At 66.8% G+C, this 14,747-nt stretch carries 12 protein-coding genes and 1 pseudogene; 10 read left to right on the top strand and 3 right to left on the bottom strand.

Features of this window, described 5'->3' with window-relative positions:
- Positions 1 to 5 precede the first annotated feature (5 nt).
- The 4 genes and pseudogenes from alaS (at position 6) to LCM32_RS10190 (ending at position 4,101) form a co-directional block, all read left to right on the top strand.
- Complete coding sequence (gene alaS / locus LCM32_RS10205; RefSeq protein ID WP_224820964.1) at positions 6 to 2,666, top strand: alanine--tRNA ligase; 2,661 nt, start codon at positions 6 to 8, stop codon at positions 2,664 to 2,666.
- Position 2,667: 1 nt separating this feature from the next.
- Positions 2,668 to 2,931 (top strand): annotated as a pseudogene (locus tag LCM32_RS10200) (DUF1330 domain-containing protein); the annotation flags it as partial.
- A gap of 27 nt (positions 2,932 to 2,958) precedes the next feature.
- A complete protein-coding gene (locus LCM32_RS10195) occupies positions 2,959 to 3,255 on the top strand; it encodes a DUF1330 domain-containing protein (protein ID WP_224821388.1) in 297 nt (98 codons plus the stop codon).
- A gap of 255 nt (positions 3,256 to 3,510) precedes the next feature.
- The gene (locus LCM32_RS10190) at positions 3,511 to 4,101 is read left to right on the top strand and encodes a histidine phosphatase family protein (RefSeq protein WP_224820963.1); all 591 of its coding nucleotides are present in this window, start codon (positions 3,511 to 3,513) and stop codon (positions 4,099 to 4,101) included.
- A gap of 63 nt (positions 4,102 to 4,164) precedes the next feature.
- Here the strand turns inward: LCM32_RS10190 and typA are convergent, their stop codons facing one another.
- Together typA and LCM32_RS10180 are read right to left on the bottom strand one after the other, a co-directional pair.
- On the bottom strand, positions 4,165 to 5,982 hold the full coding sequence (gene typA / locus LCM32_RS10185; RefSeq protein ID WP_224820962.1) for a translational GTPase TypA: 1,818 nt from the start codon (positions 5,980 to 5,982) through the stop codon (positions 4,165 to 4,167).
- Positions 5,983 to 6,230: 248 nt separating this feature from the next.
- Complete coding sequence (locus LCM32_RS10180; RefSeq protein WP_224820961.1) at positions 6,231 to 7,322, bottom strand: GlxA family transcriptional regulator; 1,092 nt, start codon at positions 7,320 to 7,322, stop codon at positions 6,231 to 6,233.
- Between the two features lie 199 nt (positions 7,323 to 7,521).
- Between LCM32_RS10180 and LCM32_RS10175 the strand changes: the two genes are divergently transcribed.
- Positions 7,522 to 8,889 carry a class II 3-deoxy-7-phosphoheptulonate synthase gene (locus LCM32_RS10175; RefSeq protein WP_224820960.1) on the top strand — a complete coding sequence of 456 codons (1,368 nt, stop codon included), beginning with the start codon at positions 7,522 to 7,524 and terminating at the stop codon, positions 8,887 to 8,889.
- Between the two features lie 93 nt (positions 8,890 to 8,982).
- On the opposite strand, the gene LCM32_RS10170 is transcribed toward LCM32_RS10175, so the two are convergent.
- On the bottom strand, positions 8,983 to 9,744 hold the full coding sequence (locus tag LCM32_RS10170) for a PAS domain-containing protein (protein WP_224820959.1): 762 nt from the start codon (positions 9,742 to 9,744) through the stop codon (positions 8,983 to 8,985).
- 301 nt (positions 9,745 to 10,045) lie between these two features.
- Here LCM32_RS10170 and LCM32_RS10165 point away from each other — a divergent pair, with 301 nt between their 5' ends.
- From LCM32_RS10165 to LCM32_RS10145, 5 genes are all read left to right on the top strand, one after another.
- Positions 10,046 to 10,936, top strand: a complete 891-nt coding sequence (locus tag LCM32_RS10165; RefSeq protein WP_224820958.1) for a YicC/YloC family endoribonuclease — start codon at positions 10,046 to 10,048, stop codon at positions 10,934 to 10,936.
- Between the two features lie 184 nt (positions 10,937 to 11,120).
- A complete protein-coding gene (gene gmk / locus LCM32_RS10160; protein ID WP_224821387.1) occupies positions 11,121 to 11,759 on the top strand; it encodes a guanylate kinase in 639 nt (212 codons plus the stop codon).
- Entirely contained in the window at positions 11,756 to 12,286 is a 531-nt protein-coding gene (locus LCM32_RS10155; protein WP_224820957.1) for a gamma carbonic anhydrase family protein, read from the top strand. Before gmk ends, LCM32_RS10155 begins: the two co-directional genes overlap by 4 nt.
- 4 nt (positions 12,287 to 12,290) lie before the next feature.
- Complete coding sequence (locus LCM32_RS10150; RefSeq protein WP_224820956.1) at positions 12,291 to 13,349, top strand: ATP-binding protein; 1,059 nt, start codon at positions 12,291 to 12,293, stop codon at positions 13,347 to 13,349.
- Between the two features lie 242 nt (positions 13,350 to 13,591).
- Complete coding sequence (locus LCM32_RS10145) at positions 13,592 to 14,635, top strand: substrate-binding domain-containing protein (protein ID WP_224820955.1); 1,044 nt, start codon at positions 13,592 to 13,594, stop codon at positions 14,633 to 14,635.
- Positions 14,636 to 14,747 lie beyond the last annotated feature (112 nt).

Here is a 14,747-nt window from a genome sequence, read left to right as displayed (position 1 = left end):
CGAACATGCAGACGCTGAACGATATCCGCTCCAGCTTCCTCAGCTATTTCAAGCGACAGGGCCACGAAGTCGTGCCCTCGAGCCCGCTGGTTCCCCGCAACGACCCGACCCTGATGTTCGCCAACTCGGGCATGGTCCAGTTCAAGAACCTCTTCACGGGTGTCGAGCACCGCGATTACCAGCGTGCGACGACGGCGCAGAAATGCGTGCGCGCGGGCGGCAAGCACAATGACCTCGACAATGTCGGCTATACTGCGCGGCACCATACCTTCTTTGAAATGATGGGGAATTTCTCCTTCGGCGACTATTTCAAGGAACAGGCGATCCCCTTCGCCTGGGAGATGGTGACCAAGGAGCTTGGCATCAACAAGGACAAGCTGCTGGTCACGGTCTACCACACCGACGACGAGGCGGCGGACCTGTGGAAGAAGGTGGCCGGCCTGCCGGACGAGCGGATCATCCGCATCGCCACCAACGACAACTTCTGGATGATGGGCCCGACCGGCCCCTGCGGCCCGTGCTCCGAGATCTTCTACGACCACGGCGAAAAGTACTGGGGCGGCCCTCCGGGAACCCCGGAAGAGGACGGTGACCGCTTCGTCGAGATCTGGAACCTCGTTTTCATGCAGTACGAGCAGTTCGAGGATGGCACCCGGCGCGAGCTGGAAGCTCAGTCCATCGACACCGGCATGGGGATCGAGCGGGTCGCGGCGCTGCTGCAGGGCACCAATGACAACTACGCCACCGATCTGATCCGCTCGCTGATCGAGGCCTCGGCCAATGCCACCTCGACCGATCCGGACGGGCCGGGCAAGACCCACCACCGTGTGATCGCGGACCACCTGCGCTCGACCTCCTTCCTGCTGGCCGATGGCGTGATGCCCTCGAACGACGGGCGTGGCTATGTGCTGCGCCGGATCATGCGCCGCGCCATGCGCCACGCGCACCTGCTGGGTGCCAAGGATCCGCTGATGTACCGCTTGGTGCCGGAACTGGTGAAGCGGATGGGCGACGCCTATCCCGAGCTGCGACAGGCTCAGCCGCTGATCGAGGAAACGCTGAAGCTGGAGGAAACTCGCTTCCGCCAGACCCTCGACCGGGGCCTCAAGCTGCTGGACGAGGAGCTGACCGGGCTGGAGGAGGGCGCGGCACTGCCCGGTGCGGCGGCCTTCAAGCTCTACGACACCTACGGCTTCCCCCTCGACCTCACGCAGGACGCGCTGCGCGAACAGGGCCGGACCGTGGACACCGACGGCTTCGACGCCGCCATGGCCGAGCAGAAGGCCAAGGCCCGCGCGGCTTGGTCCGGCTCGGGCGAGGCGGCGGATGCGACGATCTGGTTCGACATCGCCGACAAGCACGGCGCGACCGACTTCCTCGGCTATGACACCGAGAAGGCGGAGGGCGTGGTGCTGGCCGTGGTCAAGGACGGCGCCGCCGCCGAGGCCGCGACCGTGGGCGACAGCGTGCAGATCGTGCTGAACCAGACGCCCTTCTACGGGGAATCCGGTGGTCAGGTCGGCGACAGCGGCACGCTGGTCACCGACGAGGCCAAGGTGACGATCACCGACACCAAGAAGGTGAACGGCGTCTTCATCCACTTCGGCGACGTGACCGAGGGCACGGTGAAACCCGGCCAGGCGGCGATCCTCGAGGTCGACCACAGCCGTCGCGGCATGATCCGCGCCAACCACTCGGCCACCCACCTGCTGCACGAGGCCCTGCGCGAGGCGCTTGGCGACCACGTGGCACAGCGCGGTTCGCTCAACGCGCCCGACCGTCTGCGCTTCGACTTCTCCCACAGCGCCGCGCTGTCGGCTGAGGAGATCGCGCAGGTCGAGCGGGACGTGAACGCCTATATCCGGCAGAACACGCCGGTCGAGACCCGCATCATGACGCCCGATGACGCGCGCGCTATTGGGGCTCAGGCGCTCTTCGGCGAGAAATACGGCGACGAGGTCCGCGTGGTCTCCATGGGCCGCGCCGACACCGGCAAGGGCCCGGACGGCAAGACTTATTCGATCGAGCTTTGCGGCGGCACCCATGTGACCCGCACCGGCGACATCGGTGCCTTCGCCCTGACGGGTGAGACCGCGTCCTCCGCCGGCGTCCGCCGGATCGAGGCGCTGACCGGTGCTGCCGCCATGGCCGAGCTGCGCGGTCGCGACCAGTCGCTGAGCGAGATCGAAGGCCTGCTGAAGACCAGCCGCGACGACGTCGTGGCCCGGGTCAAGGCGCTGCTCGACGAACGCAAGGCGCTCTCCAACGAGGTGGCGCAGCTGCGCCGGGATCTCGCCATGTCGGGCGGGGCCGGGCAGGGCGGCGGTGCCGAGGCCAAGGAGATCGGCGGCGTGAAGTTCCTCGCGCAGGTGCTGACCGGCGTCTCCGGCAAGGACCTCCCGCCGCTGATCGACGAGCACAAGTCGCGGCTGGAGAGCGGCGCGGTGCTGCTGATCGCGGACACCGGCGGCAAGGTCGCCGTGGCGGCGGGCGTGACGGCGGACATGACCGACAAGGTCTCGGCGGTGGACCTCGTCCGCGCGGCCGTGGCCGAGCTTGGCGGCAAGGGCGGCGGTGGCCGTCCCGACATGGCGCAGGGCGGCGGTCAGGATGCCTCCAAGGCCGAGGCGGCGATCAAGGCGGCGGAAGCCGTGATCGGGGGCTGATATGGCAGCGCTCTGGATTTCGCAGGTCACCATCACCGACGCGGACCGCTATGCCGAATACGGCAAGCGCGCGGTCCCGGCGATCGAGGCGCAGGGCGGGCGGTTCATCGCCCGGCGCGCGCCCTTCACCCAACTCGAAGGGTTGGAACGTCCGTCCCACACGATCGTGGTCTTCCCCTCGCTGGACGCCGCGGTGGCCTGCTACCGCTCGCCCGAATACCAGGAGGCCGTGGCCTTCGCCGAGGGCGCGTCGGAACGGGACCTCTGCATCGTGGAGAGCGAAGATCATCCGCTGGACCAGCCGGCGGCGCTCTGGATCGGCCACGTGAAGGTCACCGACGAGGAGGCCTACGGCAAATACGCCGTGAAGGCCGGCCCCGCGATCGCGGCCCATGACGGGCAGTTCCTCGCCCGCGCCGGTGGCTACGTCCAGATGGAAGGCAACGACCGGCCGCGCAACGTGGTGGCGCTGTTCCCGACGCGCGACCGCGCGGTGGAATGCTATCACTCCGAGGCCTACCAGGCCGGGCTGGAACATGCCCGCGGCGCGTCGGAACGCGATCTTCTGGTGGTCGAGATCAACAGCTGATCTGGGCCCGGACCTCGTCAGATACATGAGAGCGGCGCTGCAAGTCCTTGCAGTGCCGCTTTTTTCTGACCGAAGGGCAGGGGCGGGCCACGTGCGATAGCGATGCCTTGGGGCGTGCCGGCCTTGCGCATCCGTCAGCCCTCGGACACCCCCCACAAGCAGCCCTCCCGGGGCAGCCTCCCTCTCAACTCATCCAATGTCCCGCTGGCTGCGTACCCCGTCAGACCCCGATGCTGTTCCAGAAGGAGACTGACCATGGCCCTTACCCGATCCCCTGTCCACCGCACTCTGCCCGCCCTTGCCGCCATGTTCCTTCTGGCCGCCGCCACAGCGCCCTCCGTGGCCGCAGCCGGCCCCTATGACGCGCTCGAGCAGCCCGGTGCGCAGGCGATCATGCGTCATGCCAGGGCGCCCGGCACCGGCGACCCGGCTGGCTTCGCGCTTGAAGACTGCAGCACGCAGCGCAACCTCGATGGCACCGGACGGGCCCAGGCCCGGGCCACGGGCGCGGCGCTCGAGGCCGCGGGCATCCGCTTCGACCACGTCTATGCAAGCGCATGGTGCCGGGCCACGGAAACCGCCGAGCTGATGAACCTCGGCCCGGTGTCCAACCTTCCGCTGGTCGACAGCTTCTGGAACGAGCGCGCAGAGAGTGGCCCACGGACCCAGGCCCTGATCGAAGAGATCGGCAGCTGGCCCGAGGGCACACGGTCGCTCATGGTGACCCACCAGGTGAATATCACCGCGCTGACCGATGTCTTTCCGGCCTCAGGCGAAATCGTCGTCTTTCGTGTCACCAAGGGCGGTAAGGTCGAGCTGCTCGACCGGATCAAGCCGCAGGGTTGAGGCGCCCTGCAACGAAAAAGGCCGGGCGCTCAGCCCGGCCTTTCCAATATCACGTCCCTCGGATTACGAGGATTTCGACATCCGCTTACGCTCGTGCGGGTCAAGGTAGCGCTTGCGCAGACGGATCGCGTTCGGCGTCACTTCGACCAGTTCGTCGTCGTTGATGTAGGCGATGGCCTCTTCCAGCGAGAGCGTCACCGGGGTGGTGAGGCGGACCGCGTCATCGGTGCCCGAGGCCCGGACGTTGGTCAGCTTCTTGCCCTTCAGCGGGTTCACTTCGAGGTCGTTGTCGCGCGAATGCTCGCCGATGATCATGCCGGTGTAGACGTCGGCCTGGGCACCCAGGAACATCTTGCCGCGCTCTTCGAGGTTCCACAGCGCATAGGCGACGGTCTGGCCGTTCTCCATCGAGATCAGCACCCCTGCGCGACGGCCCGGGATCGGGCCCTTGTAGGGCGCCCAGGAGTGGAACACGCGGTTCAGCACGCCGGTGCCGCGGGTGTCGGTCAGGAATTCACCGTGATAGCCGATCAGGCCGCGCGAGGGCACGTGGGCGACGATCCGGGTCTTGCCGGCGCCTGCGGCCTTCATCTCGGTCATGTCGCCCTTGCGTGCACCGGTGATCTTCTCGATCACCGCGCCGGAGTATTCGTCATCCACGTCGATGGTGACTTCCTCGATCGGCTCCATACGCTGGCCGTTCTCTTCGCGCATGATCACCTGCGGACGGGAGATCGACAGCTCGAAGCCTTCGCGGCGCATGTTCTCGATCAGAACGCCCATCTGGAGTTCGCCACGGCCCGAGACCTCGAAGGCCTCGCCGCCGGGGGTGTCGGTGACCTTGATCGCAACGTTCGATTCCGCTTCCTTCAGCAGGCGCTCGCGGATCACGCGGGATTGCACCTTCTTGCCGTCACGGCCAGCCAGCGGGCTGTCGTTGATGCCGAAGGTCACGGTGATGGTCGGCGGGTCGATCGGCTGCGCGTCGAGCGGTTCTTCCACGGCGAGGGCGCAGATCGTGTCCGACACGGTCGCCTTGGTCATCCCGGCGAGCGAGACGATATCGCCGGCCACGGCTTCTTCGATGTCCTGCTGGGCGAGGCCACGGAAGGCGCGGATCTTGGTGACGCGGAACTGTTCGATCTTCTGGCCGATGCGCGAGAGGGCCTGCACCGTGGCGCCGACCTTCAGCTTGCCCGATTCCACGCGGCCCGTCAGGATGCGGCCCACGAAGGGGTCCGAGCCGAGGGTGGTGGCCAGCATGCGGAAATCGTCGTCCTGCTTGGCGATCTGCTTGGGCTTCGGCACGTGGTTCACGACCAGCTGGAACAGCGCGTCGAGGTTCTTGCGCGGCCCGTCGAGCTCGTTGTCGGCCCAGCCGGAGCGGCCCGAGGCATAGAGATGCGGGAAGTCGAGCTGGTCTTCGTCGGCACCGAGGCTGGCGAAGAGGTCGAAGCATTCGTCGAGCGCGCGGTCGGGCTCTGCGTCCGGCTTGTCGACCTTGTTCAGCACCACGATCGGGCGCAGGCCCAGGGCAAGTGCCTTGGAGGTCACGAATTTCGTCTGGGGCATCGGGCCTTCGGCCGCGTCCACCAGCAGGACGACGCCGTCGACCATGCTCAGGATCCGCTCCACCTCGCCGCCGAAGTCGGCGTGGCCGGGCGTGTCGACGATGTTGATCCGGTGCCCTTTCCACTCGACCGAGGTCGCCTTGGCGAGGATGGTGATCCCGCGCTCGCGCTCGAGGTCGTTGCTGTCCATCGCGCGTTCGGCCACGGCCTGGTTCTCACGGAAGGCGCCCGACTGCTTCAGGAGCTCGTCAACGAGGGTCGTCTTGCCGTGGTCAACGTGGGCGATAATGGCGATGTTACGCAGGTCCATGGGGCCTCCAATAGCGGTTCGCGGTCCGCCTATACGGCTTCTGCCGAAAATACCAGAGGGAAAGGGGGTCCTGCACGCTGCAGTGCCGCATTGTTCCCGAAACGCGCGTTCTCACGCCGCCCCGGGCCCCACCATATCTTGCCCGGTCCCCCGCAATTTCCGTTTTCCAAATATCCTCGGGGGGAATTGGCCCGTCAGGGCCAAGGGGGGCAGACAGCCCCCAACCCCGCCCGCCGCAGGCGCACCCGTTATTCCTCCCCGTCAAGCAGGTCGTCATCCAGGAAGGTCCCGTCGGCCTCGTCGATGAAGACCTCCTCGCCAGCCTCGCCGGGCTTGCCCGCGTGGCTGCCGCGTTCGCGGTAGGGCGTGGTCTCGTAATGGGCCCGGTAGCATTTCGAGAAATGCGAGGGCGAGGCAAACCCGCAGGCGAGCGCCACGTTGATCACGCTCATGTCGGTCTGCATGAGCAGGTTGCGCGCCTTCTGGAGCCGGAGCTCCATGTAGTACCGCTTGGGCGAGCGGTTGAGGTAGCGCCGGAACAGCCGTTCCAGCTGCCGGGTGGACATGCCCACGTCCTTGGCCAGCAGCGAGGGGCTGATCGGCTCCTCGATGTTGCGCTCCATCATGTGGATGACCTGGCTCAGCTTGGGGTGCCGCACGCCGATCCGGGTCGGCACGGAGAGGCGCTGCGTGTCCTGGTCCGTCCGAATCGACGAGTAGATCAGCTGGTCGGCCACGGCGTTGGCCAGGTCCTCGCCGTTCTGGTCGGCGATCAGCTTCAGCATCAGGTCGATGGAGGAGGTGCCCCCCGCGGAGGTCATGCGCCGCCCATCCACCACGAAGACCGACTTGGTCAGGGCCACTTCCTCGAATTCCTCCGAGAAGCTGTCCTGGTTCTCCCAGTGGATCGTGGCGCGCTTGCCGTCCAGCAGCCCGGCCTTGCCGAGCACATAGGCCGCGGTGCAGAGCCCGCCGATCGCCGGGCCCTTGCGGGCCTCGCGGCGCAGCCAGTTCAGCAGCGGCTTGGAGGTCTCGTCCTGCACGTTGAGGCCGCCGCAGATCAGCACGGTGTCATCGCGGCTGACCTCGCCGAGGGGACCGTCCACGTTGAATTGCGCCCCGGCCGAGCATGTCACCGGTGCCCCGTCGACGCTGGCATAGCGCCAGTCGTAGAGCTTCATGCCGGTCATCCGGTTCGCGATGCGCAGGCAATCGAGGGCGGAGGCAAAGGCGAGGAGAGAGAAGTTGTTCAGCAGGACGAAGACGAAGCGGCGGGTGCGGGTGTCCGTCGGGATGACGGGGGCTTCGATCTGGGTGGTATCGGGCCGGGCAGGCGACATTTGGGCCTCTGAGACTGGGTTCCGGCCGGTTCCTCGGTGTGCGGGAGAGGGTCTCGCAGACTCACCTTAAAATCCGGTGATCCGTAGCAGCGCAGAGAGCGAAAGCGTCGTCAAGGCGTCGCAAATCGCTTGTGGCGTTTTCGGTGGTGCTTCGCTATATGCTGGCCTCCTATTTAGGAAGGGTCCCGGAGGACGAAAGATGAAGACCTGGACGAAGTCGAGCTGGAGAGACAAACCGCGGGTTCAGATGCCCGTCTACGAGGATGCCGCGGCACTGACCGAGGTGGAATCGAAGCTGTCGAAGTATCCGCCGCTCGTCTTTGCGGGCGAGGCGCGCCGGCTCAAGAAAGCCCTCGGTGCCGCGTCCCGTGGTGAGGCGTTCCTGCTGCAGGGGGGAGACTGCGCAGAGAGCTTTGACCAATTCAGCGCCGATGCGATCCGCGACACCTTCAAGGTGATGCTGCAGATGGCCATGGTGCTGACCTTCGGCGCCAAGGTGCCGGTGGTGAAAGTGGGCCGCATGGCGGGCCAGTTCGCCAAGCCGCGCTCGGCCCCGACCGAGGTGGTGGACGGCGTGGAACTGCCCAGCTACCGCGGCGACATCATCAACGATCTCGGCTTCACCGCCGCCTCGCGGATCCCCGATCCCCAGCGGATGCTGCAGGCCTACACGCAGGCCGCGGCCACGCTGAACCTGCTGCGCGCCTTCTCGACCGGTGGTTACGCCGACGTCCACGAGGTGCACCGCTGGACCCTCGGCTTCACCGAGGCGGACGAGGCCTCGCGGTTCCGCGACATGGCGAACCGGATCTCGGACACGCTGGACTTCATCAAGGCCGCGGGCGTGAACTCGGATCGTGAGCACACGCTGCGGATGGTGGATTTCTACACTTCGCACGAGGCGCTGCTGCTGGAATACGAAGAGGCGCTGACCCGCGTCGACTCGACCTCCGGCAAGTGGCTCGCGGGCTCGGGCCACATGGTCTGGATCGGCGACCGCACCCGTCAGCCCGACGGCGCGCACGTGGAATTCTGCCGCGGTGTCCTGAACCCGATTGGCCTCAAGTGCGGCCCCTCGATGGAGGTGGACGACCTCAAGCGCCTGCTGGCCACGCTGAACCCCGAGAACGAACCGGGCCGCCTGACCCTGATCGCGCGTTTCGGCGCCGGCAAGGTGGGCGAGCATCTGCCCAAGCTCATCAAGGCCGTGAAGGAAGAGGGCGCCAACGTGCTCTGGACCTGTGACGCGATGCACGGGAACACGGTCAAGTCGGCCTCGGGCTACAAGACCCGGCCCTTCGACAACGTGCTGCGCGAGGTGAAGGAATTCTTCGCCGTCCACAGCGCCGAGGGCACCGTACCGGGCGGCGTGCACTTCGAGATGACCGGTCTCGACGTGACTGAATGCACCGGCGGCGTCGTGGCCGTGACGGACGAGAACCTCTCGGACCGGTATCACACCGCCTGCGACCCGCGGCTCAACGCTTCGCAGTCGCTGGAGTTGGCCTTCCTCGTGGCCGAGGAGCTGACCAAGCTGCGCGCCGAGCGGGTGGCCGAAGCGGTCTGAGGATCGCCCGGATGACGAATGAGAAACGCGCCCCGAAAGGGCGCGTTTTTTGTTTCATGTCAGGGCTTTGTGCGGGATATGTGAGGCGATGCCTCACTCCTCCACGTCATCCCCGTCGCTGCGCACAAGGCGCAGGTGGGCGACCCGGCGGTCGCCCTGGCGGCGTTCCGGCCCGCGGTAGGTGATCGCCTGTTCCGCCAGCCCGCGCCGATCCGCGCCGTTGCGCTGCTCCGCCTCTGCGGTGAACTCCCCACGCGCCGCCTCGCCATAGCTGCCCGCAGGCAGGTCGCGGGGATCGGGGGCCGGGGCCTCAACGGCTTCCTCCGGCGCAAGGCCAAGGGCGGCATCGCCCAGCAGGGGCCGTGTCTCCACGCCCGTGATCTCGAACCGACGCGGCGCGCGGCCCACGGCGCCCTGGGTGGCGAGGCACCCCAGCACGCGGGTCACGTCGCCAAGGTCGCTCATCAGGGGCAGCAGGATCACCTTGCCCTCCAGCGCGGGCTTGCCGATGCCGCGTTCGGCGGTGAGCGTCAGCGTGGCGATGGCGGGGCTGTCAAAGACCTGTTCCAGCACCTCGCCGACCTGGGCCCGGCTTTCGGGCGTGAAGAAGGTGGAGAGCGGCATCCCGCGCACCTCCATCCCCATCAGGTCGCTCAGATGCGTGCCCGCGATCCGCAGCCGGGCCAGACCAGCGGCGATCCGTTCCAGCACGAAGGCATATTCCAGCGCCCGTTCGATCCCGCGCGGGTCGATGTCGGAGCGGCGGGGTACCAATCGGCCCGCGCGCAGCGCCTGCCAGTAGGCCTCGACCTCGGCAATCGCGCCGAAGCGGGCCTGATCCGCGAATCTCGCCATCTCCACCACCTTCTGTCCCGCTGCCGGATGCCCGTCCCGTTCCATGCTCGCCTCTCTCAGCCCTGCGTCCCCGGGCAGAACGGTCGCGGGCAGGGCAGCGCCCCACCTGATTGTTAACCGTATGTCCGGAGGTGTTACTTCTCCGTTAAGATGCCATGAAACGGCTGGCTTTTGGCGAAAATCGTATCAAATGGTTAACCGTAGGCGGCGCCACGGGGCGCCGTTGGCGGGCTTGACCCGGGCCCTTTCAAGGCATTAGCCACGCCCAACCCGAACTGACACCCATTGCGGAGGGACAGCCATGCTGCATTCGATGACCGGTTTCGCGGCCCGACAGGGCACCTTTGGTCCCCACAGCTGGAGCTGGGAACTGCGCTCGGTCAACGGGCGCGGGCTGGACCTGCGGCTGCGGGTGCCGGACTGGATCCCGGGGCTGGAGACGGCGCTGCGCGCGCAGCTGACCAAGGCGCTTGGCCGGGGCAATGTCACGCTGTCGCTGCGCATCACCCGCGAGGACGGCGAGGGCGCGATGCGCCTCGACACGGTCCGGCTGGAGGCGCTGCTGGACGCGCTGGAGCAGGTGGAGCAGGCGGCGATCGACAAGGGCATCAGCCTTGCGCCCTCGCGCGCGGCCGATCTGCTGATGCAGCGCGGTGTCCTCGACAGTTCGGGGCAGGAGGATGACAACGAGGCGCTCGCCAAGGCGCTGCTGTCGGATTTCACCCCGCTGCTGGCCGCCTTCATCGAGATGCGCACCGCAGAGGGCACCGCGCTGGAGCAGATCCTGCTGGGCCAGATCGACCGTATCGCGGCCCTGACCGAGGAAGCCGCCGCCGAGGTGGAGACCCGCCGCAGCGAGAGCATCGCCGCCTTCCACGCGGCGCTTGCGCGGGTGATGGAGGGCGCGACCGGCGCCGATCCCGACCGGGTGGCGCAGGAACTGGCGCTGCTGGCGGTGAAGGCCGATGTGACCGAGGAACTGGACCGCCTGCGGGCCCATGTGGGCGCGGCGCGTGACCTGATCGGGCAGGGCGAGATGATCGGCCGCAAGCTCGACTTCCTGACACAGGAGTTCAACCGCGAGGCCAACACGCTCTGCTCCAAGTCGCAGAACGCCGGTCTGACCCGGATCGGGCTGGAGCTGAAGGCGGTGATCGACCAGATGCGCGAGCAGGTCCAGAACGTCCAGTAGGCCGCTCAGGCCCCGGTTTTACAAAAGCTTCATGGATATGGCCCCTGCGGAGGGCCGTGCCCAGCCTTGCGCCCCCGCGCGGCTTGGGGCAAACCCTGCGCGAGCCATCGAGACCGCAGAAGACCCCGAGACGGGCAGGAGCCGCGCCGCCATGAGCCACAAGACCCCGACCGCGCCCCGCGAGCTGAACCGCCGCGGCCTGCTGATCATCCTGTCCTCGCCCTCGGGCGCGGGCAAGTCGACCCTGACCAAGCGCCTGCGGGAATGGGACCCGACGCTGAGCTTCTCCGTCTCGGCCACGACCCGCGACCCGCGCAGCGGCGAGGCCCACGGGCGGGAGTACTTCTTCCACACCAAGGAGGAGTTTCAGGCCATGGTGGCGGCGGGCAACATGCTGGAACACGCCCATGTCTTCGGCAACCTCTACGGCACGCCGCGCGCACCGGTGGAAAGCGCCATCACCGCGGGGCATGACGTGCTCTTCGACGTGGACTGGCAGGGCGGCCAGCAGATCCGCAACTCGGCCCTTGGCAAGAACGCGCTGTCGATCTTCATCCTGCCGCCCTCCATCGCGGAGCTGGAACGCCGCCTGATCAGCCGCGGGCAGGACAGCGAGGAGGTCATTGCCAAGCGGATGGAGAAGAGCGCCGACGAGATCTCGCACTGGCCGGAATACGACTACGTGCTGATCAACGACGATCTGGACGTGACTTTCGACCGGCTGCGCACCATCGTGTCCGCCGAGAGGCTGCGCCTGTCGCAGCAGCCCGGCGTGGTGGATTTCACCCGCGCTCTGATCGACGAATTCGAGGAGAGGTCATGACGCTCTACGCCCTTGGCAATTTCCGGCCCCAGCTGCCCGAAGACGGGGATTTCTGGATCGCGCCCGATGCCAATGTGATCGGGCAGGTGATCCTGCGATCCGGCGCCTCGGTCTGGTTCGGCTCCACCCTGCGGGGCGATAACGAGCCCATCGTGATCGGTGAAGGCTCCAACGTGCAGGAAAACACCGTGATGCACACCGACATGGGCTGCCCGCTGACCATCGGCCGGAACTGCACCATCGGCCACAAGGCCATGCTGCATGGCTGCACCATCGGGGACAACTCGCTGGTGGGCATGGGCGCGACGATCCTGAACAACGCGGTCATCGGCAACAACTGCCTGATCGGGGCCGGGGCGCTGGTGACCGAGGGCAAGGTGATCCCCGACAATTCCATGGTGCTGGGAAGCCCCGGCAAGGTGGTCAAGGAACTGGGCCCGGAATGGGCCGAGCGGCTGGCGAAATCGGCGGCGGGCTATCAGGCCAACATGCGCCGCTTCCGCGATCAGCTGGTGGCGCTGGACTGACCGGATGGCGACGGAAATGACCGCCTCGGCGGAGCAGATCGAAGGCCTGCTTGAGGCGATCCCGCTGCCCGCGCTGCTGGTGGGCCGGGACGAGCGGGTGCTGGGCATCAACGCGCGGGGCGCCGCGATCCTCGGCGCCGGCATCACGGGGCGGCATTTCATCACCGCGATCCGCCAGCCCACGGTGCTGGACGCGGTGGAGGCCTGTTTCGCCACCGGCAAGCTGCAGGAGACGCGCTACCTCGCCACGGCGGGCAAGCAGGACGTGACCTACCGGGTGACCTGCGGCCTCGTGACCACGGCGCGGGGCACGGCCGTGCTGGTCTCCTTCGAGGACGTGACCCCGGTGGAGCAGGCCAGCCAGATGCGGCGCGACTTCGTGGCCAACGTGAGCCATGAGCTGCGCACGCCGCTGACTGCGCTTCTGGGCTTCATCGAGACGCTGCGCGGCCCGGCCCGCAACGACGAGGCGGCCCGGGACCGGTTCCTCGACATCATGCACTCGGAAGCGACGCGGATGGAGCGGCTGGTCAAGGACCTGCTGTCGCTGTCGCGCGTGGAGAGCGAGGAGCGGATGCGCCCCACGGAACGGGTGGATCTGCGCGGCCTGCTTGACGGTGTCTGCCGGACACTGGGCCCGCTGGCCGAGGCGCGGGGCGTGGAGCTGATCGAGGTCTTCCCGGAGGAGCCCGTCATCATCGCGGCGGATGCAGATCAGCTGCGGCAGGTCTTCACCAACCTGATCGAGAACGCGGTGAAATACGGCGGCTCGGGTGGCGAGGTGAAGGTGACGATGGAGGCAAAGCCCCATCTCGCGGCGCTGCGCGGCCCCGGCGTGACGGTGACCGTGGCTGACAAGGGACCGGGGATCGAGCTGGTTCACATTCCCCGCCTGACCGAGCGCTTCTACCGAGTCGACAGTCACAGATCGCGGGAAATGGGCGGCACCGGACTGGGCCTCGCCATCGTGAAGCACATCATCAACCGCCACCGCGGGCGCCTCAGGATCGAGAGCGAACCGGGGCAGGGGTCAAGCTTTTCTGTCATCCTGCCGTCTAGCTAAGTCGCTGAGATAAATACGAAAGTTCTGAATGAAGGACGCCGCCCCACCGGGCGGCGTCTGTGTTTTCGCGTCAGGGTTGCGGCAACCAAGTGGCGGGCTTCCGCTACGGAAATCAGGCAACCTGTGCTATGTCATAAAAGCGTTACACAAGTGTCACAAAAGCATAGCGCGCCGTCTTTAGCAGGCGGGTCAGGGTCACCAGGGGGTGGTGACCGCCAAAACTTACATCAGGAGCAATCCGCATGTCCTTCATCAAACTGACCGCCTCGACGCTGGCGATCGCCGCAGTCTCCGCAACCGCTGCAGCCGCCCGTGATCAGGTGCAGGTCGCCGGTTCCTCGACCGTTCTGCCCTACGCCTCGATCGTGGCAGAAGCCTTCGGCGAGAACTTCGACTTCCCGACCCCGGTCGTTGAATCGGGTGGCTCGTCCTCGGGTCTCAAGCGCTTCTGCGAAGGCGTCGGCGAAAACACCATCGACGTGGCGAACGCTTCGCGCGCCATCAAGTCGTCGGAAATCGAAACCTGTGCCGCCAACGGCGTGACCGACATCATCCAGGTCCGCATCGGCTACGACGGGATCGTCTTCGCTTCGCAGCTGAACGGCCCGGAATACACCGCCTTCGAGCCCGCAGACATCTACAACGCCCTGGCCGCCAAAGTGGTCAAGGACGGTGAGCTGGTCGACAACGCCTACACCAAGTGGACCGAGTTCAACGCCGATCTGCCCGACGCCGACATCCTCGGCTTCATCCCCGGCACCAAGCACGGCACCCGCGAAGTCTTCGAAGAGAAGGTCCTCGTGGCCGGCTGTGAAGCCACCGGCGCCTTCGAAGCCTTCATGGGCGCAAACGGCGGCGACAAGAAAGCAGCCGAGAAGTCCTGCATGGAAGTCCGCACCGACGGCAAGTCGGTCGACATCGACGGCGACTACACCGAGACCCTGGCCCGCATCGACTCGAACGCGAACGCGATCGGCGTCTTCGGCCTGGCCTTCTACGAGAACAACACCGACAAGCTGAAAGTGGCGACCATGTCGGGTGTTGAGCCCTCCACCGAGACCATCGCCTCGGGCGACTACCCGGTGTCGCGTCCGCTGTACTTCTACATCAAGAAGGCCCACATCGGCGTGATCCCCGGCCTGAAAGAGTATGCTGAGTTCTTCGTCTCCGACGACATGGCAGGCCCCGATGGCCCGCTCTCGGCCTACGGCCTCGTCTCCGACCCCGAGCTGGCAGACACCCAGTCGATGGTCGAAGAAGAAAAGACCATGGGTTCCTCGTCGTAATCGACGCCTATGAGGGCGGTGCCTCCGGGAAACCGGGGGCACCGCCTTTTTGCTTGGGACCCAGCCGCCGCCAGTGGCCCCAGCCTTTCGAACTTCCTTAGACGTCAGTGAG

The sequence above is a fragment of the Pseudooceanicola nanhaiensis genome (genome assembly GCF_020171315.1).
Classification (GTDB): domain Bacteria; phylum Pseudomonadota; class Alphaproteobacteria; order Rhodobacterales; family Rhodobacteraceae; genus Pseudooceanicola; species Pseudooceanicola nanhaiensis_A.
Note: the sequence above shows the minus strand (reverse complement) of the source record. Positions and strands in the feature narration are given on the sequence as shown.